The sequence below is a fragment of the Tenacibaculum sp. 190524A05c genome (assembly GCF_964036595.1).
Lineage (GTDB): Bacteria > Bacteroidota > Bacteroidia > Flavobacteriales > Flavobacteriaceae > Polaribacter > Polaribacter platacis.
Genome location: NZ_OZ038523.1, coordinates 640,938 through 666,230, shown reverse-complemented (window position 1 = coordinate 666,230; position 25,293 = coordinate 640,938). Strand labels below are relative to the sequence as shown.

General features: G+C 30.2%; 21 protein-coding genes. 16 read left to right on the top strand and 5 right to left on the bottom strand.

Features of this window, described 5'->3' with window-relative positions; genetic code table 11:
- Positions 1-4: 4 nt before the first annotated feature.
- On the bottom strand, positions 5-1,657 hold the full coding sequence (locus ABNT61_RS02920) for a peptidase domain-containing ABC transporter (RefSeq protein WP_348744787.1): 1,653 nt from the start codon (positions 1,655-1,657) through the stop codon (positions 5-7).
- Positions 1,650-2,327 carry a TetR/AcrR family transcriptional regulator gene (locus tag ABNT61_RS02915; RefSeq protein ID WP_348744786.1) on the bottom strand — a complete coding sequence of 226 codons (678 nt, stop codon included), beginning with the start codon at positions 2,325-2,327 and terminating at the stop codon, positions 1,650-1,652. Before ABNT61_RS02915 ends, ABNT61_RS02920 begins: the two co-directional genes overlap by 8 nt.
- 131 nt (positions 2,328-2,458) lie before the next feature.
- Here ABNT61_RS02915 and ABNT61_RS02910 point away from each other — a divergent pair, with 131 nt between their 5' ends.
- From ABNT61_RS02910 to ABNT61_RS02850, 13 genes are all read left to right on the top strand, one after another.
- Positions 2,459-3,112, top strand: coding sequence for a TetR family transcriptional regulator C-terminal domain-containing protein (locus tag ABNT61_RS02910; protein WP_348711941.1), 654 nt, complete (start codon positions 2,459-2,461; stop codon positions 3,110-3,112).
- Positions 3,109-4,419 carry an ABC1 kinase family protein gene (locus tag ABNT61_RS02905; RefSeq protein WP_348744785.1) on the top strand — a complete coding sequence of 437 codons (1,311 nt, stop codon included), beginning with the start codon at positions 3,109-3,111 and terminating at the stop codon, positions 4,417-4,419. Before ABNT61_RS02910 ends, ABNT61_RS02905 begins: the two co-directional genes overlap by 4 nt.
- Positions 4,419-5,054, top strand: coding sequence for a flavin reductase family protein (locus tag ABNT61_RS02900; protein WP_348725443.1), 636 nt, complete (start codon positions 4,419-4,421; stop codon positions 5,052-5,054). The genes ABNT61_RS02905 and ABNT61_RS02900 overlap by 1 nt, the downstream gene beginning before the upstream one ends.
- The gene (locus tag ABNT61_RS02895) at positions 5,051-6,472 is read left to right on the top strand and encodes an SDR family oxidoreductase (protein WP_348744784.1); all 1,422 of its coding nucleotides are present in this window, start codon (positions 5,051-5,053) and stop codon (positions 6,470-6,472) included. The genes ABNT61_RS02900 and ABNT61_RS02895 overlap by 4 nt, the downstream gene beginning before the upstream one ends.
- A complete protein-coding gene (locus ABNT61_RS02890; RefSeq protein WP_348744783.1) occupies positions 6,469-6,612 on the top strand; it encodes a DUF2256 domain-containing protein in 144 nt (47 codons plus the stop codon). Before ABNT61_RS02895 ends, ABNT61_RS02890 begins: the two co-directional genes overlap by 4 nt.
- Positions 6,588-7,892, top strand: coding sequence for a DASH family cryptochrome (locus ABNT61_RS02885; protein ID WP_348744782.1), 1,305 nt, complete (start codon positions 6,588-6,590; stop codon positions 7,890-7,892). The genes ABNT61_RS02890 and ABNT61_RS02885 overlap by 25 nt, the downstream gene beginning before the upstream one ends.
- The gene (locus ABNT61_RS02880; protein WP_348744781.1) at positions 7,893-9,413 is read left to right on the top strand and encodes a cryptochrome/photolyase family protein; all 1,521 of its coding nucleotides are present in this window, start codon (positions 7,893-7,895) and stop codon (positions 9,411-9,413) included.
- Positions 9,403-10,893: a deoxyribodipyrimidine photo-lyase gene (locus tag ABNT61_RS02875; RefSeq protein WP_348744780.1), complete on the top strand. Its 1,491-nt coding sequence runs from the start codon at positions 9,403-9,405 to the stop codon at positions 10,891-10,893. The genes ABNT61_RS02880 and ABNT61_RS02875 overlap by 11 nt, the downstream gene beginning before the upstream one ends.
- Positions 10,890-11,315, top strand: coding sequence for a hypothetical protein (locus tag ABNT61_RS02870; protein ID WP_348744779.1), 426 nt, complete (start codon positions 10,890-10,892; stop codon positions 11,313-11,315). Before ABNT61_RS02875 ends, ABNT61_RS02870 begins: the two co-directional genes overlap by 4 nt.
- Complete coding sequence (locus ABNT61_RS02865) at positions 11,305-11,571, top strand: TIGR03643 family protein (RefSeq protein WP_348711929.1); 267 nt, start codon at positions 11,305-11,307, stop codon at positions 11,569-11,571. The genes ABNT61_RS02870 and ABNT61_RS02865 overlap by 11 nt, the downstream gene beginning before the upstream one ends.
- 6 nt (positions 11,572-11,577) lie before the next feature.
- Complete coding sequence (locus ABNT61_RS02860) at positions 11,578-12,258, top strand: SDR family oxidoreductase (protein ID WP_348744778.1); 681 nt, start codon at positions 11,578-11,580, stop codon at positions 12,256-12,258.
- A gap of 1 nt (position 12,259) precedes the next feature.
- Positions 12,260-12,793: a CIA30 family protein gene (locus tag ABNT61_RS02855; RefSeq protein ID WP_348744777.1), complete on the top strand. Its 534-nt coding sequence runs from the start codon at positions 12,260-12,262 to the stop codon at positions 12,791-12,793.
- A 93-nt stretch (positions 12,794-12,886) separates the two neighbouring features.
- Positions 12,887-17,563 (top strand): T9SS type A sorting domain-containing protein, encoded by a 4,677-nt coding sequence (locus tag ABNT61_RS02850; RefSeq protein ID WP_348744776.1) that lies wholly within the window; start codon positions 12,887-12,889, stop codon positions 17,561-17,563.
- 105 nt (positions 17,564-17,668) lie between these two features.
- On the opposite strand, the gene ABNT61_RS02845 is transcribed toward ABNT61_RS02850, so the two are convergent.
- From ABNT61_RS02845 to ABNT61_RS02835, 3 genes are all read right to left on the bottom strand, one after another.
- Positions 17,669-19,654, bottom strand: a complete 1,986-nt coding sequence (locus ABNT61_RS02845; RefSeq protein WP_348744775.1) for an ATP-binding protein — start codon at positions 19,652-19,654, stop codon at positions 17,669-17,671.
- A 209-nt stretch (positions 19,655-19,863) separates the two neighbouring features.
- On the bottom strand, positions 19,864-22,182 hold the full coding sequence (locus ABNT61_RS02840; protein WP_348744774.1) for an FG-GAP-like repeat-containing protein: 2,319 nt from the start codon (positions 22,180-22,182) through the stop codon (positions 19,864-19,866).
- 5 nt (positions 22,183-22,187) lie between these two features.
- Positions 22,188-22,694, bottom strand: coding sequence for a hypothetical protein (locus ABNT61_RS02835; protein WP_348744773.1), 507 nt, complete (start codon positions 22,692-22,694; stop codon positions 22,188-22,190).
- A gap of 302 nt (positions 22,695-22,996) precedes the next feature.
- Between ABNT61_RS02835 and ABNT61_RS02830 the strand changes: the two genes are divergently transcribed.
- Genes ABNT61_RS02830 through ABNT61_RS02820 form a run of 3 tightly spaced genes read left to right on the top strand, consistent with a single transcriptional unit; the run spans position 22,997 to position 25,292 of the window.
- Entirely contained in the window at positions 22,997-23,428 is a 432-nt protein-coding gene (locus ABNT61_RS02830) for an ABA4-like family protein (RefSeq protein ID WP_348744772.1), read from the top strand.
- Positions 23,415-24,215, top strand: coding sequence for a hypothetical protein (locus ABNT61_RS02825; RefSeq protein ID WP_348744771.1), 801 nt, complete (start codon positions 23,415-23,417; stop codon positions 24,213-24,215). Before ABNT61_RS02830 ends, ABNT61_RS02825 begins: the two co-directional genes overlap by 14 nt.
- 3 nt (positions 24,216-24,218) lie before the next feature.
- Entirely contained in the window at positions 24,219-25,292 is a 1,074-nt protein-coding gene (locus ABNT61_RS02820) for a sensor histidine kinase (RefSeq protein WP_348744770.1), read from the top strand.
- Position 25,293: the final 1 nt, after the last annotated feature.

Genomic DNA, 25,293 nt, shown 5'->3' with positions numbered 1-25,293 from the left:
TTTATTACGATTTAATTTGACCTTTTTCTAATACAATATGTTTGTTACATCTAGATTTCCAGTTGTCATTACTACTTACAACAATTAGACTCCAAGGTCTTTCTGAACTTGTTAAGTAATCAATAATAGCCTGTGTTTCTTTTTGTTGAAATTGATCTAGTGGGTCTTCAAGAATTAATAACTCCGGTTTCTTTACAATAGCTCTCGCTAAAATTATTTTCTTAGCAATGGTATATGCCATTTGCTTTCCTTCAGGTTTAATAATTGTATTTAATCCTTTCGGTTGAATTTTTAAGAAGTCTGTTAATCCAACAATTTCTAAAACATCATAAATCTCTTGATCTGTAATTTCAGTGTTCCCAAAGGTTATATTTTCTCTAAACGTTCCTTCAAAAGGTGTTTCTTCTGATAAAGACAATCCTAAACTAGATCGATAAGCATTAATATGTAAACTTGTAATAGATAAATTATTTACATATAAATATCCTGAAGTAGGTTCATTAACTCCTGCGATTAATTGTAATAAACTAGATTTACCAGAACCACTTTCTCCTTGTACCAAAACTCTATCTTGTTTGTTGATTTCCAAATTAATGTTCGATAGAATAGGAGAGATTCTATTTGAAACTTCATAGGATACATCTTGTAATTGAATTGTACAATGTCCTTCAATTATTTCACCTGATTGCGATTCTATTGGCTTATCTACAACTTGACCTAATTTTTCAATTGACGTCAATACGTCGTAAAAAGATTCTAAACCTAGAATTAGTTTTTCAACGGAATTGATTACTAATAAAACAATAATTTCTGCCGCCACGAATTGTCCAATATTCATTTTTTGATTCAGTACCAAGAAACCACCAATTAATAATAATCCGGCTGTTACTAGAACTTTAAAACTGATCATTTGAATAAATTGAATCACTAAAATCTTAAAGTGACTTTCTCTTGATTCTAAATATTTATGAACTAGGTTGTCGTTTTTATCTAAAGCTAAACTTGTTTTTCCTGAAAGCTTGAAACTAACAACAGATCTAGCTACTTCTTGTAACCAGTGTGCTACTTTATATTTGTTTTTTGATTCATCTAAACTCGTTTCAATTCCTCGTTGTGATGTTAATTTGAATACACCATATATTAATACTACCAATAGTATTCCAAAAAGAATGAAAAACGGATGATAAAACGATAAAAGTAAAAGTGCAAAGACGATTTGTAAGAAAGCAGAAGGTACATCAATTAATATTTTAGATAATCCTTTCTGTATTGTAAGTGTATCAAAGAATCTATTCGCTAATTCAGGTAAATAATAATTACGTAATTCCTTCATTTTAATCTTAGGAAAACGATAACTCAATTCAAAAGATGCTCTCGTGAAGATTCGCTGTTGAATGGTTTCAATAATTCTTAATTGCATTAATTTTAAAACTCCTGAGAATATTACACCGGCCGTTACTAATACCACCAAAACAATCCATGAAGCAGAAACCTGTGCTCCTTGAATTAAGTTGATAATTGCTTGAATTCCTAAAGGTAATGATAACGACACCAATCCTTCGAAGATGGCGTAATAAGAAATTTGAAAAATATCTTTACGCTCTAATTTTAATAACCCTAAAAATCGCTTCCAAGGTGTTAATAAACTATTATTCATTAGATAAAGTTTTTAGAATTAAATCTGTGTAAAATTTAGTTGGTGTAACATCATTGTTACAGTTGGTAATTGTAGTAAAATGTAGTTTTAAAAATTGTTGATGTAGTGCTCCTTCTGTAATTGAACTAGCTAAAGTCAATGGAAATTCATAATCACTATTATGATCAGATATAATGCTTGCTAACCTTCGCACAACTCTTTTATAGGGAAGAAAATATCCCTGTTTATTTTCAGAATCAACACTTTTGGTTAAATAAGATTTCGAATTTTCATTAATAATAATCTTATTTAATAGTATTTCGTTAATATGTGAGAAATTCTTATCTTCTTTAGTCGTTCTCGTTACTACTTCAATAGCTTGAATTAATTTCTCTTTTGTGTCTTTAATACTGAATGTTTCTATTACTAGTTGATACTCGATCCATCTCCAATACCAAGAACTTAGGTAAATCAAAAGCATATGTTTGCTTTCAAAATATCTATAAATAGAACTTTCATTAGATCCAATAAGCTTTCCCAATTTTTTAAATGTAAAGTTTTCAAAGCCTATTTCGTCTATTATCACAATACTATTCTGTACTATTTTCTTTCCTAATTCCGAGGATTCAGGGTTCTTAATATAAACTCCTTCAGGTACTTCGATCTTTATATTTGAAAGTAACTCATCCATTATTAATTGTTTTTTATGCAAAGATAATAGTATTACTATTAATAAAAAGTTAAAATTTAATTTTGTTTTACTTTTTTAATTATTTCTTAAACAAAAAATTCGTATCTTTGATAGAGAAAATTTTCACACTAATGGCTAAAAAAAAGAACATCACACAAAACGATATTTTAAGTATGTATATGGATTATGTCTTAACACATAATGAAGAGCCAAAATCAGTATACCTATTCAGTAAGGAGAATAACTTTGATGAGCAATTGTTTTATGCAAACTTTTCTTCGTTTGAAGTAATCCAATCATCAATTTTCGAAGCATTTCACAGCAACACGTTAGCTCTACTTGAGAAAAGCGAAGACTATGCTAATTATGATGCAAAAAGCAAGTTGTTAAGCTATTACTACACACTATTTGAAAACTTTACTGCAAATAGGAGTTATGTAGTTTATGCTTTACAACATCAAAAGAATATGTTGAAAAAAGTCAAATCGCTAAATAAATTTAAAGAGCATTTCAAAAACTTTATTCACAGCTTAGATATCCCTAAACTTGATTTTAAGCAAGAGCGCATAGAAAAAATTCAAGATAAGGCAATTAGTGAAAGTGCTTGGTTACAATTGATTTTGACATTAAAGTTTTGGTTAGAAGATACATCACCAGGATTTGACAAAACAGATATTTTCATTGAAAAATCAGTAAATACAAGTTTTGATATTTTAGATATAGCACCTGTCAAGAGTGTTATTGATTTAGGTAAATTTTTATACAAGGAAGCTGTAGGCAAATGAAAACGATAGATAATATACCAACTTCAAAAATACAGAGAGCATCTAAATTAGTTCAAACTGGAGCTAAAGTTGGTGTGAACTACATTAAATATTACGGAAACAAAATTGTTAACGGAGAAGAAGAGGCAAAAGAACAATTAAATAAAGATAATGCTGAAGATATTTATAATGGCTTAAAGCAGCTAAAAGGAAGTGCTTTAAAAGTAGCTCAAATGTTAAGTATGGAAAAAGGAATACTTCCTCAAGCATATGTTGAGCAGTTTTCATTATCGCAATTCTCAGTTCCACCATTATCTGCACCATTAGTTAAAAAAACATTTAAAAAATATTTTGGTAAAAATCCTGATGAATTATTTGACAAGTTCGACTTAGAAGCTGTTAGTGGGGCAAGTATTGGTCAAGTTCATTTAGCAAAAAAGGACGATAAAAGATACGCTGTTAAAATTCAATACCCTGGAGTAGCAGAAAGTATCTCGTCTGATTTATCTTTAGTTAAGCCAATTGCTATCAAGATGTTTAATATCAGAGGAAAGGATAGTGATAAATACTTTAAAGAAGTTGAAAATAAACTGATTGAAGAAACAAATTATATTTTAGAAGTCTCTCAAAGCCAAGATATAGTTGATTCATGTAAGCATATCGCAAACCTTAAATTTCCTAATTATTATAAAGAATATTCTTCTGATCGCATCATTACAATGGATTGGATGGAAGGAATTCATCTTTCGGAGTTTACAGCTAAAAACTCCGATTCAGCAGTAGCTACAAAATTAGGTCAAGCTCTATGGGACTTTTATATGTTCCAAATGCATAAGCTGCGTAAGGTTCACGCCGATCCACATCCAGGTAACTTTTTAGTTTCAAAGGATAACGACCTTATTGTTTTAGATTTTGGTTGTATGAAAGAAGTTCCTGAAGAATTTTACATTCCATATTTCGAGTTGGCTAAAAAAGAAAACATTTCTAATCCTGAGTTTTTTGAAAAGAAATTATATGAATTGGAAATACTTAGAGAAGATGATTCTCAAGAAGAAATTATTTTCTTCAAAGACATGTTTCATGAAATGTTAAGTCTTTTTACACAGCCATTTCACCAAGAAGTATTCGATTTTTCAGATGCGGATTTCTTTGGGAAAATTACTGAATTAGGAACAAAATATGCCAAGAGTACTGAATTAAGGAATATGAATGGTAATAGAGGTTCAAAACATTTTATTTATATCAACAGAACATTCTTTGGCTTATATAATCTTATGCATGATTTAAAGGCAACGAATATTAAAATCAACAATTTCACACAGTATTAATGAAGTTTTTTGACCAACATAGCATATCGAATTTTGACAGAATTCACAGAATTAATCTAATGAATAGTCTTTCAGGCTATAAATCTGCTAATTTATTGGGTACGGTATCTGAAGATGGACAAGAAAATGTTGCTGTATTTAGTTCAATTGTTCATTTAGGATCTAATCCACCAGTATTAGGATTCATTCTTAGACCTACAACAGTTCCAAGAAATACCTATGAAAACATTAAAAACACAGGATTTTATACTGTCAATCATATTTGTAAGGAAATAACAGCACAAGCTCATCATACTTCGGCTAAGTACGACAAAAGTATTTCTGAGTTTGATATGACCAATTTAACCCCTGAATATAAAAATGATTTTTATGCACCTTTTGTAAAGGAATGTCCTGTTCAAATAGGAATGAAATATTTAGAAGAATACTATATCAAAGCCAATGATACCATTATGGTAGTTGGTGAAATTCAGTTTTTTTATGTGAATGATGACATGTATTCTGAACAAGACGGTTTTCTAGATTTAGCCAAAGGTAATGTTGCAACAATAAACGGTTTAGACGCTTATGCAGTACCAGAGTCAAATACAAGATATGAATATCAAAGACCTAAAAAAGTAACAGATAAAGTATGAAAATTTTAATCACAGGAACAACTGGCTATATTGCCAAACGACTAGTTCTAAGATTGTTAGAAGACAATCATGAACTAATATGTTGTGTCCGTGATTTAAATAGAATACCAGATGAAATCGAGAATAAGGAGAATATTGAATTCTTAAAGATTGATTTTCTAGAAGACGAAACAATATCATTTCCAGAGGATATTGACGCGGCTTATTATTTAATCCATTCAATGTCTACAAGTTCTGAGAATTTTGAAAGTCTAGAAAAGAAGTGTGCTTCTAAATTCAAAGAATTAATTGAAAAGACCAATTGTAAACAAGTAGTTTACTTAAGTGGAATTGTTAATGATAGTTCCTTATCTAAACATTTACAATCTCGATTACAGGTTGAACAATTATTAAAATCTCAATCCTATGCCTTAACCACATTTAGAGCAGGAATTATTGTAGGAAGTGGAAGCGCTTCTTTTGAAATTATACGAGATATTGTAGAAAAGTTACCTGTAATGGTTACACCAAAATGGCTGAATACCAAAACGCAACCCATAGCTATTCGAGATGTGTTGAGTTTTTTAGTCAAGGCACTTGGTAACGAAAAAGTGTTGAATAAATCCTTTGATATCTGTGGTCCAGAAGTATTAACATACAAGGAAATGCTTTTAGAATTTGGAAAAGTACGAGGACTTAAACGTTACATATTAACGCTTCCTGTCTTAACACCTCGATTGTCATCCTATTGGCTCTATTTTGTAACATCCACTTCTTTCAATTTAGCGAAAGCCTTAGTGGATAGTATGAAGGTAGAAGTTATTGCTAAGCCCAGTAATATTAATAAGATACTTGGAATAGATCCAATTACTTACAAAGAAGCAGTATCATTGGCTTTTCAAAAAATAGAACAGAATGCAGTAATATCAAGTTGGAAAGATGCCATAAGTAGTGGTGTGTTTAGAGATCAGTTGAGTAAGCATATTAGAATGCCTCAGTTTGGATGTTTTAAAGATGTTCGATCAAGACAAATTATAAACGAAGATATCACTATAGATAAAATTTGGTCGATAGGTGGAGATACTGGATGGTATAGTTTTACATGGCTCTGGAAAATTAGAGGTTATGTAGATAAATTGGTTGGTGGAGTCGGTCTTAGAAGAGGACGTACCCATAGCACCTATTTAGAACCCGGTGATCCACTAGACTTTTGGCGCGTATTATTAGCTGATAAAGAAGAGAAGCGATTATTACTATTTGCTGAAATGAAATTACCGGGAGAAGCTTGGTTGGAATTTAAGATTGTTAAAAATCAATTGTTTCAAAGAGCGGTTTTTAGACCAAAAGGTATTTGGGGGCGACTATACTGGTATGCCGTATTACCATTTCACGCATTTGTATTTAATGGAATGATAGATGCTTTAGTGTCTGATAAATGAGAGGAGAAAAAAAACAACATTTGCCCACAAAAATTTGTCTCACTTGTAATAGACCTTTTACTTGGAGAAAGAAATGGGAAAGAGATTGGGAACATGTTAAATATTGTAGTAAGAAATGCAGAAGTCAAAAACAGCAGTAGTTTGGTTTACAAACAATTTAAGAATTTATGATAATAAAGTGCTTTCAGAAGCATGTGCTAACTATGATAAAGTTATTGGTGTTTATTGTTACAACCCAAGACATTATAAAACGGATCAATTTGGTTTTAAAAAAACAGAAAAATATAGAGCAAAATTTACAATTGAATCTGTTGAAGATTTATATAAAAATTTAAAATCGTTAAACATTTCTCTCTTCTTATGTTATGAGCATCCGCAACTATTTTTGCCACAATTTTGTCTGACGCATAACGCGGATGCTCTTTTTTTTCAAAGAGAATTTACAAGTGAAGAAACAACTGAAATACAACATTTAAGATCATCAATTCCAGAGCAGATTGAGGTGTTTGAGTACTATGACCAGTTATTATTTGAACCGGAAAATATTCCATTCAAAATTCATCAAACACCTCAAATTTTTACTGATTTCAGAAAAAAAGTAGAGAAGTACGGCACAATTAACGAAGTAATTATCCCGATAAAAAAAGAGGAGTCTAACCTTATTCAACAAACAACTAAATTCTATACGCTAAAAGATTTAGGATTTGAAGATTTCGAAGTGCTAGCATATTCAGCTTTTCCTTTTAAAGGTGGCGAAACAGCTGCTAACCAAAGATTGCAGGAGTATTTCTTTGAAACTGAGAAATTATCATTTTACAAGAAAACTCGTAACGGTTTATTAGGTAAAGATTATAGTTCAAAATTCTCTTCTTGGTTATCTAATGGTTGTATATCAGCCAAAACTATTTACTGGCAAATAAAGAAATATGAAAAAACTATTACAAAAAATCAATCTACATATTGGTTGATTTTTGAGCTAATTTGGAGAGATTTCTTTAAGTATTTGTCATTAAAACATGGTAATAGTTTATTCAAACAAAGCGGTATTAAAAAGGTTGAATACGAATGGAAGAATAAACAAGACCTCATTAATAAATGGATAAATGGTGAAACAGAAGAACCATTTGTTAATGCGAATATGATCGAACTGAAACAAACGGGCTGGATGAGTAACAGAGGTAGACAGAATGTTGCATCATATTTCGCTAAGGAATTATTACTGGATTGGAGAATAGGAGCTGCCTATTTTGAAAGCATGTTGATTGATTATGATGTACATAGTAACTATGGTAATTGGCAATATGTGGCAGGAGTAGGAAATGATCCCAGAGATAGAAAGTTTAACGTAAAACTACAAGCTGAACGCTATGATTCAAACCGTAAATTTCAGCAAACGTGGTTACAACCAATGTTATTTTAAATGAATAAAGCAAGTATCATATTTCCGCATCAACTGATTAGAAATGTAAGAGATTATTTATCTCTAGATACCGTTATCTATTTAGTTGAGGAAACTCTTTATTTTAATCAATATAATTTTCACAAACAAAAATTAGTATTTCATAGAGCTTCCATGAAGTTTTACGAGAGTTATTTGAATTCCTTAGGTTATTCTGTCTTATACATTGAGGCTAATTCTGAGTATTCTGATGTGAGAAATTTAATCCCACATATTGAAAAAGAAGGTTATACTAAGGTTTACATATATAATCCTACAGATAACTGGTTGGAAAAGAGAATTCATAATGTAACTACGAATATTGAAATCCATTGGTTCGATAATCCTTTGTTCATCAACACAAAATCAGATTTACAAGGTTTTTTTAAAGTATCAAAAAAGAAGTTTTTTCAGACTTCTTTTTATAAGGAACAACGTATAAAGCGAAATATATTAGTTCAAAATGGCGATCCCGTAGGTGGTAAATGGACTTTTGATGTCGATAACAGGAAAAAATATCCAAAGAATAAAATTACTCCTGTTGTAATGTTCCCCGATAACAACCAATATTTCTCTGAGGCTAAGGAATATATTCAAGAATGCTTTCAAGAGAACTTAGGAGAGTTGCATGATTTTCAAATTTATCCAACAACTTTTGAAGAAGCTGAAAATTGGCTAAAAGAGTTTTTTGAGGTACGTTTTCATGAGTTTGGTGATTATGAAGATGCTATATTACAGGATAGAAACTTCCTGCATCATAGTATTTTATCTCCGTTAATTAATGTTGGTTTATTATCACCTTTATATGTTATAAATGAAGCAACTAATTATGCTGCGAAAAATGATATTCCAATAAATTCTTTAGAAGGCTTTGTACGACAAATATTAGGATGGAGAGAATTTATACGAGGTGTTTATGAAGTAAAAGGAACAGAGGAGAGGACACGTAATTTCTGGAATCATAACAGAAAAATTCCCGCTTCTTTTTACAATGGAACTACAGGAATACTTCCTATTGATAAAACCATTAAAAGAATACTAAAAACTTCTTATACACATCATATTGAACGACTAATGATACTTGGAAACTTCATGCTATTGTGTGAGTTCGATCCTGATGATGTTTACCAATGGTTTATGGAGTTATTTATTGATGCTTATGATTGGGTAATGGTTCCTAATGTATACGGAATGAGCTTATTTTCCGATGGAGGATTGATGTCTACCAAACCATACATAAGTAGTAGTAACTATATCAAGAAAATGAGCGATTATCCTAATGGAGATTGGCAACAAGTTTGGGATGGATTGTTCTGGAGATTTATGGATAAGAACAGAGAGGTACTATCTAAAAATCCACGTTTAAGAATGTTGATTTCTAATCTTGATAAAATGAATTTAGAAAAGAGAAATCAATTATTTACAAAAGCTGAACAGTTTTTAACTCAATTAGAAGAAGATAAAGAAATAGCAAATTATAGTTTAAAATTTCATGAAGAATAAAGAGAACATATCAATAGTTTGGTTAAAACGTGATTTACGTTTGCCAGATAATGAAGCTTTATTTAATGCTCTAAATTCAAAAAATAGAGTATTAATTGTATATGTTTTTGAAAATCTACTTCTTGAAGATGCTCATTATAGTGAACGCCACTGGAATTTCATCAAACAATCTATAGTTGACATTAACGAGGATTTATCTAAATACAATACAAAGGTACTTAGTGTCACTGGAGACATTTTTGCGGTATTCAACCAGTTGCAGACTAAGTATACTATCAAAGAAGTATTCTCGCATCAAGAAACGGGTTTATTAGTCACATTTAATAGAGATAAAGAGTTTGCAAGGTATTGTAGAAATAATTCTATTGAATGGACAGAAAACATTAATAACGGAGTGCTCCGTGGATTATTAAATAGAGAAGATTGGTTTGATAAATGGGAAAGTTACATGTATCAACCCTTAATCGAATTTGAAGCTAAACCTGAAGATTTTATTACTTTATCCGAAATAAATTCTCTTTCTGAATATTTCCATACGACTGATTTAAAAACAGAAAATAGTTCTAATTTCCAAGAAGGAGGAAGAACTGTAGCTTGGAAATACGCGGATTCATTTTTTAATAACAGATATGAGAACTACATGTTTCATATATCTCAGCCAGAAGCTTCAAGATCTAGTTGTAGTAGATTATCTCCTTATATAGCTTGGGGAAATGTGTCAATAAGAGAAGTATTTCAAAAAGCAAAAGAAGTAAAACAAAATGCAAAGGGAGAACGACATCTTGGTGCTTTTATTTCGAGATTACGTTGGCAAGCGCATTTCATTCAAAAATTTGAAATGGAATGCACAATGGAAAATGCTAGTGTAAATAAAGGGTACCATAAACTTAAGAAATCAATATCCAAATCTTACATAGAAGCCTGGGAAACTGGTCAAACCGGATTTCCGTTGGTAGATGCATCGATGCGTTGTTTAAACACAACGGGATATATAAACTTTCGAATGCGTGCTATGTTGGTTTCTTTTTTCACTCATATTCTGTGGCAGCCATGGCAAGAAGCTACGCATCATTTATCTAGATGTTTTTTAGATTTTGAACCCGGTATACATTTTCCGCAATTACAAATGCAAGCTGGAGAAACTGGTATAAACAATTTAAGAATATATAATCCTGTAAAAAACGGACAGGAACATGATCCGGATGCAACTTTTATCAAAAAATGGGTTCCAGAGTTAGCTCATTTACCAACTCCATTTATTCATGAACCGTATTTAATGACTCCTTTAGATCAACAATTTAATAATTGTATCATAGGTGAGGATTATCCTGAACCCATTGTAAATATTAAAGAGAATCGTAAACGCGCGAGTGATATTTTGTGGAATATGAAGAAAGATAAAGATGTATTGAGAGAGAGTATTCGAATACTTAAAAAGCATACGATTAATAATAGAAGTAGAATGTTAAGAGACGAATGATTTTTAATACCACATATAACAACGAAGATTTTAGAATTCACAGTGATGAACTGGTTGGTAAGCCTTTTTCATTACTCGATAGAATTAAAATGAAAGGTGTAGGATCGGGGCGATTTATCATTAAAGAGCTTAGTGATAAATTACAACCTACTCAAAAGCAATTTTCAGAATTAGACTATGGAAATATTGAATTAAGACCAAATGGAATTTTAGTTCATTTTACAAATAGATTAGAACGCTATTCTTGGTGCATTCCCTATTACCGTTTGGTAGTATATAATGCTAATTTTTTTAGTATTCATGCTGAAGGAAGCTTTATAAAGTTTATGAAGAACAAAAATTATGTAGAAAATCGAAAATTCATTGATAAGATGATTGATCTAAAAAATGAATTTTTAAAACTCGATTATTATGACGGATAGACAAATAGACCGTATTATCGAAATGGCTTGGGAAGATAGAACAACTTTTGATGCAATTAAGTTCCAATTTGGTTTAAAAGAACAAGAAGTAATTGAACTCATGCGAAAAGAAATGAAGCCATCTAGCTTTAGAATGTGGAGGAAACGAGTATCAGGAAGAGCAACAAAACATCAAGCTAAAAGAGAATTCCCAAAAGGGCGATTCAAGTGTACAAGACAAAGAAATATTTCAAATAACAAAATATCAAAAAGATAAACTCATATGAAAACCATTCTAGTTATAGGAGGTAGTAAAGGAATTGGTAATGCTATTATTAATCAATTAAAAGATTCATTCCGTATTATAAATTTTAGTAGGAGTGAAGTTGAACCTCATCCAAATATCACACATTATTCAATTGATGTGAATACAGATGATTTACCAGAATTAAATCAAGAAATTAATGGCTTAGTGTATTGTCCGGGTAGTATAAACTTAAAACCTATTAATAGACTTTCATTAGATGATTTTAGAAATGATTTTGAAATTAATGTAATTGGCGCAGTAAAAGTAATTCAAAGTTATATAAAGCAACTTAGAAACTCTAACGCCAGCGTTGTTCTTTTTAGTACAGTGGCCACTAAATTAGGAATGCCTTTTCACGCTAGTGTAGCTGCTAGTAAATCAGCAGTAGAAGGATTAACTAAATCTTTAGCAGGTGAGTTTGCCACAAAAGTTAGGTTTAATTGCATTGCTCCAACAGTTACAGATACTTCATTAGCTGAAAAACTATTACGAAATGATAAGCAAAAGGAGAATATGGAAAACCGTCATCCTTTAAGGAAATATTTAAAAGCGGAAGAAGTTGCAAGTTTAGCTACTTATTTACTATCTGATAGTTCAAGTGCTATTTCTGGACAGGTTTTTCCGATTGATGCAGGAATTGTAAGCTTAAAATTATAATATGAAATATGCCCTTACCTTTTTATGTTTAATAAGCTTACTAAAAGTAGAAACAATGCTATTCGACTTTACTAAAACCTGTAATATATCCGATTGGAGAATTACCAATGACGATGTTATGGGAGGTATTTCTACATCGAAAATTTCTCTGAACACTGATGGTAACGGAATATTTTATGGTAATGTTTCTACAGAAAATAATGGAGGTTTTGCAATGACAAGACTTCCAGTTTCTGTTGACTTAAATGAAGACACAATGAAAATTGTTTTAAGAATAAAAGGAGATAAAAAGAATTATCAGTTACGAATCAAATCAAAATCTTACCAACGCTATTGGTATGTTCATCCTCTTAAGACAAATGGTGATTGGGAAATTTTAGAATTAAAACTTGAAGATTTCTATCCTTCTTACAGAGGATATAAGCTGAATAAAGCTAATTTTAATTGGAATAGGATAGAGGAAGTCGCCATTCTGATTGGAAATAAAAGAGATGAAAATTTCAAACTTGAAATAGATTATATCTCCATTCTATAGTTTTTCTTAAAGTTCATATTAACATTTTTTATTTTAATGAAACGTATAAATATATAATATATACTTTTACGCTATTAAAATTTAAAAAAAACTATGAAACTAAAATTACAATCTTTATTTGTACTTCTCGTATTATTTTGTCAATTAAATTTTTATGCTCAATGCCCTGATGGAAACGTAGTATTAAAGACTCAAGAGGATATTGACAATTTAAAAAATAACTATCCAGATTGTACAGAAATTCCTTTTAGTCTACAAATACTTAGTAACCAAATCACAGATTTAAGTGGATTAAGTCATATTACAAAAGTAAATACAGATTTACTTATTGGTGATACATTCAATCCTACAGGTTTAATTAACCTTAATGGTCTAGAATCCTTAACTACAGTAAATGGTGATTTAAAAATAAAAAATAACCGTGATCTAATCAGTATTCAAGCTCTAAGTAGTTTATCAATTGTAGGAGGTACATTAGAAATTTCGGACAATAACAAATTAACTAGTTTAGTTGGCTTAAGTACTTTAGAATCAATAGGAATTCAATTATTCTCTAAAAATTTAGGAACAGGTTTAGTAATTAAAGAGAATAGAGAACTATCAGATTTAGGTGATTTTACAGCCTTAGAGAAAATCTATAGTAATTTAGTTATATCAGATAATAAAATAACAACATTTTCAGGTTTTAATAATTTAAAATCGATTGAAAACCAATTGGTAGTTGAAAATGAAAGTATTGTTGATGCTTCAGGTTTTGATAAATTAGAATATGTAAATACTGGTATAAGTTTTTACAGATGTAACGGTTTAAAAAACTTTAAAGGTTTTAATTCATTGACCATATTGGGAGGTAATTTAAGTTTAGATCAAAACGATTCTCTTTTGAATTTTGAAGGTTTAGAAGGAGTTACTGCCATTGTCGATTTCGATAACCCAAAATCTGGTGGAATATATATGGGAAATAATTCTAAACTAAGTAGTTTTAATGGTTTAGAGAATTTAGAAATACTAGGAGATTTTTATATCAGTGAACTAGGTGTAGCATTAACAAATTTTGCAGGATTATCTTCTTTGACTACAATTAATGATGAATTCAGAGTTGATAGAACAGAAATTACAAGTTTTCAAGGCTTAGAAAACCTCACAAGTATTGGAGGACGATTTGAAATATCGGAGAACAATGAGTTATCTAGCTTTGCAGGTTTAGAAAAGTTATCTCATATCCATAGTGATTTTCGAATACAATCGAATGACAAAATCACTAATTTCAAGGGGTTATCTTCTTTAACATCAGTAAATAGAATAGACCTTAGCGGAAATGATCTTTTTTCTTCAATGGAAGGAATAGAAACATTGAAAGAAATCAAAGAAGGAATATCGGTATCTTTTAATGAAAATCTTACTAGTATTGAAGCCTTAATTAATGTAACACAAGCCCAGTTTGGTAGTTTGTTTTTTAGAAAAAATCCAAAGCTGGTCAATTTAAATGGATTGGAAAATGTCAATGCTACTAATACATCATCCTTAATTTTAAATGATAATGCTAGCTTAAACGATATTTCGGCTGTAACAAATTGGAATTTTTCAAGTATAAATATTCTTAAAAATCCTATTTTAAACACCTGTAATATACAATCTGTTTGTAACACCTTAAGTGATAGACCTAATTCTATTAGTTTGTCTGATAATGGAATAAATTGTTCAGATAAACAAGAACTAGCAATTTTATGCAATCCAGATCCTGTTTGCCCTACTGAAGATTTAGTATTGACTACTCAAAATGAGATTGATAATTATTCAACAAACTTTCCTTTTTGTACAAAACCAGAAGTTAACATTACAATTGCTGGAAATGATATCACCAATTTAAATGGTTTATCAATAATTACTGATATAACTGGAAGTTTGACCATTAATAATTGTTCTAATCTTATTAATTTGAACGGGTTGGAAGCATTAAGAATGGTTAGTGGAAACATATCTTTAGTTAATAATGAAAATCTTTCAAATATTAGAGCCATTCAAAATGTAGATGGATTTGAAATACAATTACTTAAAATTATAGATAACCCACATTTAACTAATTGTGATATTGCGCTTGTATGTAACTATATTTCTTCTAACCCGGAAAAAGTATTAATCTCAAATAATGGTAATACTTGTAGCGAGGAATTAGAAATTATTATTTCATGTAGTTCTTTATGTCCAAATACAGAAATAATTCTCCAAACCCAAGAAGATATTGATAATTTTAAAACAAATTATCCAAACTGTACTGTTCCAAAAGGTTTGGTTGTTGGTGGAAATAAAGTCAATAATTTGAACGGTTTAAATACTGTTATGGCATCAACAGGGAATCTTATAATAGGAAATGTAAATTATGGTACAAGTTTGATTGACCTCAAAGGATTAGAAGCATTAAGAAGAGTTGAGGGGTTTGTAATTATAACGGATAATCTGTCATTACAAAATCTTACGGGACTTGATAACTTAGAATATATTGGAGATGATTTACGCATTGGTAGAGGATTAGTTGATGATGATGGAAATCCGACTTTAGAAAGTTTATCAGGGTTAAATAAATTAGCTTATGTTGGAGGTGATTTTCAAATTATAGATGCTCAAAAATTGACTAGTTTAGAAGCGTTAGAATCATTAAAAACGATAGGAAAAGATATACGAATTACGCGAACAAGAGTATTAATTTCTCTAACTGGTTTAGATAGTATTGAAAATGAAAAGATTAATGGGAGCTTCACTATTTCTCACAACGAAGGATTAACTTCACTAGGAGATTTTACTTCGATAACGCATGTAAATGAAGGTTTTTATATTGAATCTAATGATGCTTTAGAGAGTTTATCAGGCTTAAACAACATCTCAGAAATAGATGGGTTTACTTCAATTAGAGGTAATTCTAGTTTATTAAATTTAGTAGGGTTAAACGGACTACAAAAAGTTGGTATAGAAACTGATGCTATTCTTTCTATTCAAGATAACTCATTATTAACAACACTAGAAGGATTGGAGAATTTAACATCAGTAGCAGGAAGATTTTCTTTGACAAGTAATGATAGTTTAGAAACTTTAACTAATTTATCCAGTCTTGCTTACGTTGGAGGATTGGTAATTTCCGATAATGATAAGCTAGAGAACTTACTAGGATTACACAAAATAGAAGAGTTTACTATAAGTAGTCTTTTATCCATTTCGAGTAATGATAAACTATCTAGTATCAGTGATATTAGTGGTTTAAATTTAGATAATACTTCTTTTTTAACCATACAAAATAATCCTTTATTAGCGATTTGTGAGGAAGTTAATATTTGTAATTATCTGAATACCAATTCTAACTACAGAATTGAAAATAATGCTATTGGTTGTAACTCTTTTGAAGAAATCATATCAAATTGTAATTCAAATAAGTATTCCATTAATGGTGTTGTAACTTTTGATACTGACAATGATGGATGTACAAGTACAGATTTTAAAATAGAAAATGCCAAGATAATGAGTACTGATGGGAATAACACGTACAGTACTTTTACAAATGCAAATGGTGAGTATCATCTTTTTGTCGATGAGGGAATATTCACAACATCAGTTAGTTTTAATTCTACAGATAATATATTAACTACAGATCCACAAGAATCTACTTTTGCAAACACAACTAGTGTTACTTCTGATGTTAAAGATTTTTGCTTGAGTTCAACAGAAACTATTAACGATGTATTAATAACTATTATTCCAAAAACCGAAGCAAGACCTGGCTTTGATAGTAACTATCAAATTGTATATCAAAATTTAGGTACGACTGTTTTAAACGGTAATATATCTTTTAAATTTGATAATTCATCTCTTACCGTGTTATCTTCTTTACCTGAAGAAAATTCAAAGACAATAAACGAATTGACCTATATTTTTTCTGATTTAAAGCCTTTTGAAAAAAGAACTATAGAAATTTACACTAACATTATTCTACCACCTACAGTAAATGATGGAGACATTCTTGAGTTTTCAGCTTATCTTAATATAAATGATGAAAATATTGATTTAGAGAATAATTTATTTGAATTAAAACAAAACGTAATAAATTCATTTGATCCGAACGACAAAAACGTACTAGAAGGTGATAAACTTGAAATTAGTAAAGTTGGAAATGATTTAAACTATGTAATACGATTTCAGAATACAGGTTCAGCAAGTGCGATTAACGTCGAAATTCTTGATGTTTTAAATGAGAAGCTAGATTGGAGTACTTTTGTACCTATATCGGCGAGTCACGATTATAACATTGCTATTACAAATGATAATAAGGTTAAATTTATTTTTTCTAATATTAATTTACCCTCAGAAAATAATGATGCTCAAGGAAGTAATGGTTTCGTAGCTTTTAGAATAAAACCAAAACAAACTGTTGATATTGGTGATGTAATCGATGGTTATGCAAGTATCTTTTTTGATTTTAATGAGCCAATTATTACTAATACAGTAACTACTGAAATTGTTGAAAATAACTTATCTATTAGTGATTATATATTAAGGAATATCAACATTTATCCTTTACCAACAAAAGATATTTTGCACATCGATAATCCTAATGTTATTGAATTTGAATATCTGAAAATCTATGATGTTTCAGGTAAACTTGTCATTAGTAAGAAAGGAAATGATAATGTTATAGATGTTAGTATGCTTTCTAAAGGAGTTTATTATTTAACTATTGGAAACACAAAAATAGCTATTCAAAAGAAAATACTTAAAAACTAAAACATTTTAGTTTCAAAGTAAAAAGTTGGTTCCAAGAGTACTAAAACGTTTATTTATGTGGATAAACTATTACTCTCTGAGCCAACTTTTATTTACAGAATTCAATTAAATCTTCCACGTAAATTTAAAGTTAGTTCCTTTTCCATTTTCTGAATCTACAGTAATTTCACCATAATTTTCTTTTACGATTTTTTGAACAATCGTTAAACCAATACCTGTGCTTGTTTCGTCATCTTTATCTAATTGACCAAACATCTCGAATATTTTAGAATGATATTTTTGGTCTATTCCTGGACCATTATCTTTTACTGAAAACACATATTTTTCATCAGTAATAAGTGCAGAAATTTCAATTATCACCTTTTCCTTATCACAATATTTAATGGCATTACTTATTAAATTCTGGAAAACGTGCTCTAACTCAATTTTACTCGCATAAACCTGAATATCTTCATCAGGAAATAGAATGGTATTAGTATTTCCAAAGTCAAGAATATCTACAATTTCTTTTAATAAACTATTCAAGCTAAACAATTCTTTTACTTTATCACCTTTAGCAACTTTCGAATATTCTAACAATCCATTAATTAATGCATCCATTTTTGAAATTCTTCCTTTCAACAAGTCAAAATGAGATTTAGATGTTTCATCAAGTTCAAGCGATAAATCCTCTTCAATGAATGTTATTAAAGTATGCATTGCCACTAGTGGAGCTTTTAAATCGTGAGAAACGATATGATTAAAACTATCTAATTCTGCATTGTAACTTTCCAATTGTCTAAGATTCTCCTTTAACTCGAGATTCATTTTAGAAAGTTCATTGGATTTAGTGGAAATTTCTCTTCTTTGACTTACAGCTAATTCTTTTGCCCTTTCTAGTTGTTTGAATGAAGTAGAAAACCTTACCATTAAAAGCATTGACAACAATAAAAAAACCAAAACATAGCCAAAATTCACATAGATAATTGCGTTCTCTAGTTTTCCTAAGAATACAAAAATATGCAGGAAAAACACAATTGTTCCTAAAAGCACACTTACCAATAATAAAACTGAATCATGTCTTTTTTCTTTTATCGATTTAGCAATAATGAAAAACACATAAAGAATATTAACAATCATATAAACCAAGAAAGGAAACACAAATTGTGTGAAATAAGGTGCTGGTAAAACAATTACCAGAAAACTTAAAATATAAAATCCATAAATTAATATTTTAGGATAAGGGGCATGAGTAAACCTTTTAAAAATTTGATTGAAAAATAAGCTTGCTGCTGTGCCGGCACAAAAAAGTGAAACGTATTCTATTCTTGTTAAAAATGCCCAACTAGCATTACGAAATATTTCTGCTAAAGGAGCATATCTACTACTAATAGCCATGTACGACAAACAAACACAAGCTATACCTAATAATAAGATAGCCTTGTCTTTATTCCAATAAAAGAAATAGAATAATAAAAAGAAAAAACCGATGAAACCTAAACATCCAATAAAAAGCATATCTGCCATTATCTTTTTTCTATTCTTAGATTTCATATGAGTACTACTTGCTAGTACTAATGGTTTGTCTAATCCTGCTTTGTTATGATAAAAATTAGCTACTTGAATTACGATTTCAAATTCAGACTCATGAATATCCAAAGGAATAGTTTGAGGATACCTTCTATGCATTGTCTTTGCTTGAGTTGTAGCAACTTTACCAAATTCAGAAATTAATTTACCATTAATCCAAGTTTTGGAAGAAGAGTAGGCAGGTGGAATAAAAACAGAAAGATTAGGTCTCTCAATTGGAATTGAGAATTTTAGACGATAAGTTGCATAACCAAATGATGACAACTTTTTATTGTTTAGCACAAATCCTGTCCAGTTATGTAAACTAATGATACTGTCAGGTTTTATGTCTGCATTAAATTGTGTTGGTTCTAATAATTTATTCCAATAGAATTCCCATCCCGAACTAAGATTAATTTCAGAATTAGAGTCAATACTTATATTTTGAATATCTATTCGTACCGGATCATTATTAGCTTCAACAAAACCAAAACTTGAATTCAAGGAAAATAATAACAAAACAGAACTGAGAATAAACTTCAAAAAATGATAGTTTAATCTATACATCGGGGAAAATCTGGTATAAAAATTTGTATAATTTACAATCAATTCACCAATGTACTTAATAATAATGACTTTGAAAAATTACTAGACCACAGTATTTTTTAATTCATCGATATAAATATATCTATTCATAAAAAATGCTCAAACACTGATAGTATTTGAGCATTAATTCAAACGTATACAAAAAATTATGGTTTAATTCCTTTTAGTTTTACAACTCCGGCCAAGCCTCCTTTAAATAAAAATGAAAATCCACTTTGAATTGGACTATTCCCTGGTTTTTCAGATGGAGCACCAATGATTAAATCATATTTATTATCTCCATTAAAGTCTCCAGCAATTAAAGCGCGACCAAATAAGTCTCCTTGTTCATTTGCTCCTAAGCCTTTTTGATCAACACCTTGCCAAGCAGTTAATCTCGATGTTCCACCCTTAAACGTCATTACAAACCCTGATTTTGGATCTCTTCCAGGAGCTTCTCCAGGTAAACCAACTGCTAAATCATCTTTGCCATCGCCATTAAAGTCTCCAGCCGTTAATGCAGCACCAAACTGATCTCCACGTTCATTTGAACCAATTCCTTGTTGATCTATTCCATGCCATGGATTTAATCTTGTGCTACTACCTTTAAACGTCATTACATAACCTGATTTTGGATATCTGCCAGGAGCTTCTCCAGGTAAACCAACTGCCAAATCATCTTTACCATCTCCATTAAAATCACCCACAGCTAAAGCTGCACCAAATTCGTCTCCATTTTCATTTGCTCCAATTCCTTTTTGATCAATACTTTGCCAAGGGTTTAATTTTGTGCTACTTCCTTTAAAAGTCATTACCACTCCAGATCTTGGATCTCTTCCTGGGGATTCACCAGGAACCCCAACCGCTAAATCATCTTTTCCATCTCCATTAAAATCTCCTGAGGCTAAACTTGCTCCAAATTTATCTCCACGTTCGTTCATTCCTAATCCTTTTTGACCAATACCTTGCCATGGATTTAGTTTCGAACTACTTCCTTTAAACGTCATTACGAATCCTGATTTTGGATCACTAGCAGGTGCTTCTCCAGGTAAACCAACTGCTAAATCATCTTTACCATCGCCATTAAAATCACCAGCAGCTAAGCTCGCTCCAAATAAATCTCCACCTTCATTTACTCCCAAACCTTTTTGTCCAATACCTTGCCATGGTCTTAAATCACCTGAAGTTCCTTTAAAAGTCATTACAAACCCTGATTTTGGATCACTTGCTGGAGATTCACCAGGTAATCCTACCGCTAAATCATCTTTGCCATCTCCATTGAAATCGCCAGCAGCTAAGCTATAACCGAATAAATCTCCCTTTTCATTAATTCCTAAACCTCTTTGATCTAAGGTTTGAGAGTAAACAGGAAATCCAAATCTTCTTCCTTTATAAATAAAAACTCTTCCTTCGTTATCGTTACTGTTTTTCGCTCCAATTGCATAATCAAGCAATCCATCACCATTAAAATCACCTGTAGCAAAGGCACTTCCAAATCCTTTAATTACTCCATTTGTTGCTCCATCGAATGTATAACCTCTATCTGTTTCCATTCCTAAATAAGCAGATTGAATTCTAAAAATTTGTCCTCTAGAAAAACGTGTTCTACATTTTTTAAGAGAATAACTCATTAAATTTCTAGGATCCGGCGTATATAAATCTCTATTAGCATCTCTTGCCGTTCCTGTATATCCACAAGAATTATTAACTCTTCCAGACAAACTTGGATCAGCAGCAGTATCACAAATTAAATCTCCTGCAGAACTACAATTGCTACCATTTACCAATTCAGAACCAGCAACAGTTTCATGTGTATGCCATAAATCGAACCAATGTCCAATTTCATGAGCTAAAGTAGACTCATTTGTGACATGACTATTTTTCATTAAAATATGTTGCTTTTTAGCATCAGTACTCGGAAAATTTGCCCAAGACGTTGTAGAATTTTGAACAAAATAAATATTTAGTTTCCTTTTTACATTTCTTGTGGTTACCGATAATCCAGTTCTTTCTTCATGAACGTCAAATGTGGTATTGTAGGCACTTGTAGAATTTATATACTTTATACTATGAATGTAAAAACTCATATTTAAAGGAGCATATGCTGTATTTGCTCTATCTATAGATGCCTGAATTGTTGCTCTATTTGTTCCTCCTGTACCATCATTCTTTCTTAATATATGAGCTACAATAGGAATTTCTCTAACGCTTCCAAATAACTCTCCACTACTAGGTGTTTTTATTTTTGTAAACTTGTTTTCAATAAGTTTAAAATTATTATTCTTTAATTGAATCTTCTTAATGTTTTTTAAATTCTCTAAAGAATAAGTTTTTACAAACTTCAGTCGTTTGTTAAAAACAGAATTTTGATTTTTCCATGCTCTTACATGTAGTTGTGATGGTTTTGCAGCACAGCCTATTTCTTGTGCATTTAACAACAAACAAGAAATTCCTAGGCCAAATGCTAGTAATAGTTTGGTTTTCATATTATTTAGTTTTTAGTTATGGTTTTTATAATTGATTTAAATTTTTCGAATTGATCTTTAGTTGTATTGAAATCCAGTATGTGTTCTTCTTTTGCTTCCTTTGTCATAAATACCTTTCCTTGAATAGTTCTGAAAGATGCATTTTGCTCTTCGTAATAAATGTTCAATTCTTTTTTTTGAGTTGTTCTTAAGGTGAATTTTTTAAGGTTTTTCTTACCCAAATAATTCGAAGGGTTAATTTTAGCTTTTCCTGCGCCATATTCATAAGACATAATTATAGATTGATTTATATTTCTAGTCTCAAAAAAATGAGTATCATCTTCAACGGCATTTATAATTGAAAATGAATCGGGTAACCTTATTGAAAAACCTTTTTTAAAAAAAACTACAGAATCATTTTGTGAAGTTTGTACATGTTCTAATTCGTTACTTCTAGACTGTAAAGAGTATGATTTACAATCTGCTAGAATTAACAATGGTAAAAACACGAATAGAAATTGAAAACACTTCATAAAACAACTGGTTTTTAATGCTTTACGAATTTATTCGGAATGAAAAGTGTAGAATAAAGGAGAAGACTTGTATTTTCTAAGGGAATAATATCCAAATTATTAGGTATTTACCTCTTAACGGTATAGGTGTTTTTCCTAAACACTTTATTAGCTTTATGTTACAAGATAATATTAACCAGAACCAATATTAGATATAATGTATCAATTCAACATGAAATAACGACAATTCAAAAGTATTAGCTTCTATTATTCTCTAATTATGCAGAGATTTGAGTCATAACCAACTCTTAAAACGTATTACTATGACAACATCAGAAATATTTTCGATTGCAAATTTTATAGCAATGCCAATGTGGATCTTATTACTCTTTGTCCCGAAATGGAAAGTAACAAGGTTTCTTATTGATTATAAGTTAATTCCTATACTCTTATCTCTAGTTTATGCTGTTTATGTCATCCAGTATTTAGCTACAGAAGGAATGATGGATTTTGGAAGATTAAATTCTGTAATGGAACTTTTCACAAAAGAGAATGCTGTTTTAGCGGGTTGGGTTCATTACTTAGCTTTTGATTTACTAGTTGGAATGTGGATTGTTAATCAGAATAAAAAATATAATATTCATCAACTTCTAATTGCACCTTGTTTATTGGGAACTTTTATGTTTGGACCAATTGGTTTTCTATTATTTATGATTATGAAATCTTTTAAAAAGACTGAAAATGAAATATCTTAATGAAGTAATTAATACGGTAAAAAAACAAAGTCCTATACTGTTTAGTATTGTAATAATTCATTTACTATTTGCTGTTGTAGCTATTATCGGATTATTTGTTGATGAACGAACGTTGTTGGGAGTAAACGTATGGATAAAACCCTTAAAATTTCTGATATCAGATGCTATTTTTTTAATGACTTCTGGATATTTAATTACCTTCTATCCCTATTCAAAAAAGAAAAGGAATATTATAAATAATATTGTTTCTTTCACTATTTTCTTTGAAACTGCAATAATTGTAATGCAAGGAGCTAGAGGCGTTCAATCGCATTACAATCAATCTTCTTTAGTAGACGGAGTTTTATTTGGTATGATGGGATTATTAATTGGAATCAATGTTTTAATTATGGTATTAATGTTATTTGATTCGATACGACTTAAATTAAATACCTCGAAATCGATTCAAATAGGAATTGTTTTAGGATGGGCCATCATTATATTTGGAAGTTGGATCGGTGGACAAATGATCAGTCAAATGTCACATAATATTGGAGTTGCAGATGGAGGAGAAGGCTTACCTTTAGTAAATTGGAGTACAATCGCTGGTGATTTAAGAGTTGCTCACTTCTTTGGTTTGCATGCTATTCAAATTATTCCTTTATTCGCATATGCACTCTCTAAAAAATTAAATTTTACGAATAAAAAACAAGTGCTATTAGTTTTACTTTTCGGATTGTTATATGCTAGTTGGATTGGTTTTACATTTTATCAAGCTAAGCAGGGAATTCCATTCTTAAGATTTTAAATCATGTTCATATTCAATAGAAAAAAGCGAATACAATATCTAGGTTTTAATGACTTCTGGTTTAGTTTAATTGGAATTCTAATGCTAAGTTTTATTACCGATTATTTATTCAGTAAATCTTTTATCAGGTTACCATTTTCTATTGCAATTTGGAGTTGGAGTGTTTCGTTGTTTTATACCATTTGTGATTGGATGATTCTTAGGGGAATATTAATTCTATTGAGAAAAAAATATCCAAATTTTAAAGATGATACTAAGAGAATTGTCATCTTTATATCATCAATAATTATTGTGGTTACTCTGGTAGATTACTTAGGAGGTAAGTTTATTAAATTCTTCTTTTCATTATTAGGAGATAATGTAAATCATACCACACAATTAAGAATTTTACTTCCAGTAACCATTATTACAACTATGACAATGGCTATTTATGAAGCCATATATTACTATGTTCGATTGAAAAAATCTATTCGTGAAGAAGAACAGACGAAACAAATAATTATACAAGCACAACTCGATACGCTTAGAAATCAAGCACAACCGCATTTTCTTTTTAATAGTTTGAATACTTTAAGAGATATCATAGATCAAGACCCTAAGGAAAACGCTAAAACATTTGTAGATAATTTATCGAACGTATACCGTTTTATTATAGAATCTGGAGATTCAAATCTTATATCATTGGAAAAAGAAATGAAGTTCGTGAAGGCTTATATTCATATTCAAAAAGAAAGATTTGGTGATAACTTAAAAGTACATTGGAATATTCCTTCTCAATATTTGAATAAACTAATTGTTCCAATGAGTTTACAGCTTTTAACTGAAAATGCTATAAAGCATAACGTGGTATCAAAATCAAAACCTCTTGAAATTTCTATTGAACTTATAGATGATAAAATATTAGTTTCAAATAATATACAATTGAAGTCTACTAAACTTCCTTCAACCAAAATTGGATTGAAAAATATAGAAAAACGATACAGTTTAATTTCTAATACTCCGATACAAATCGAAAAGGATAATGATTCTTTTAAAGTATTTTTACCTTTACTACAGTCATCTGATCTAAAGAAATAGT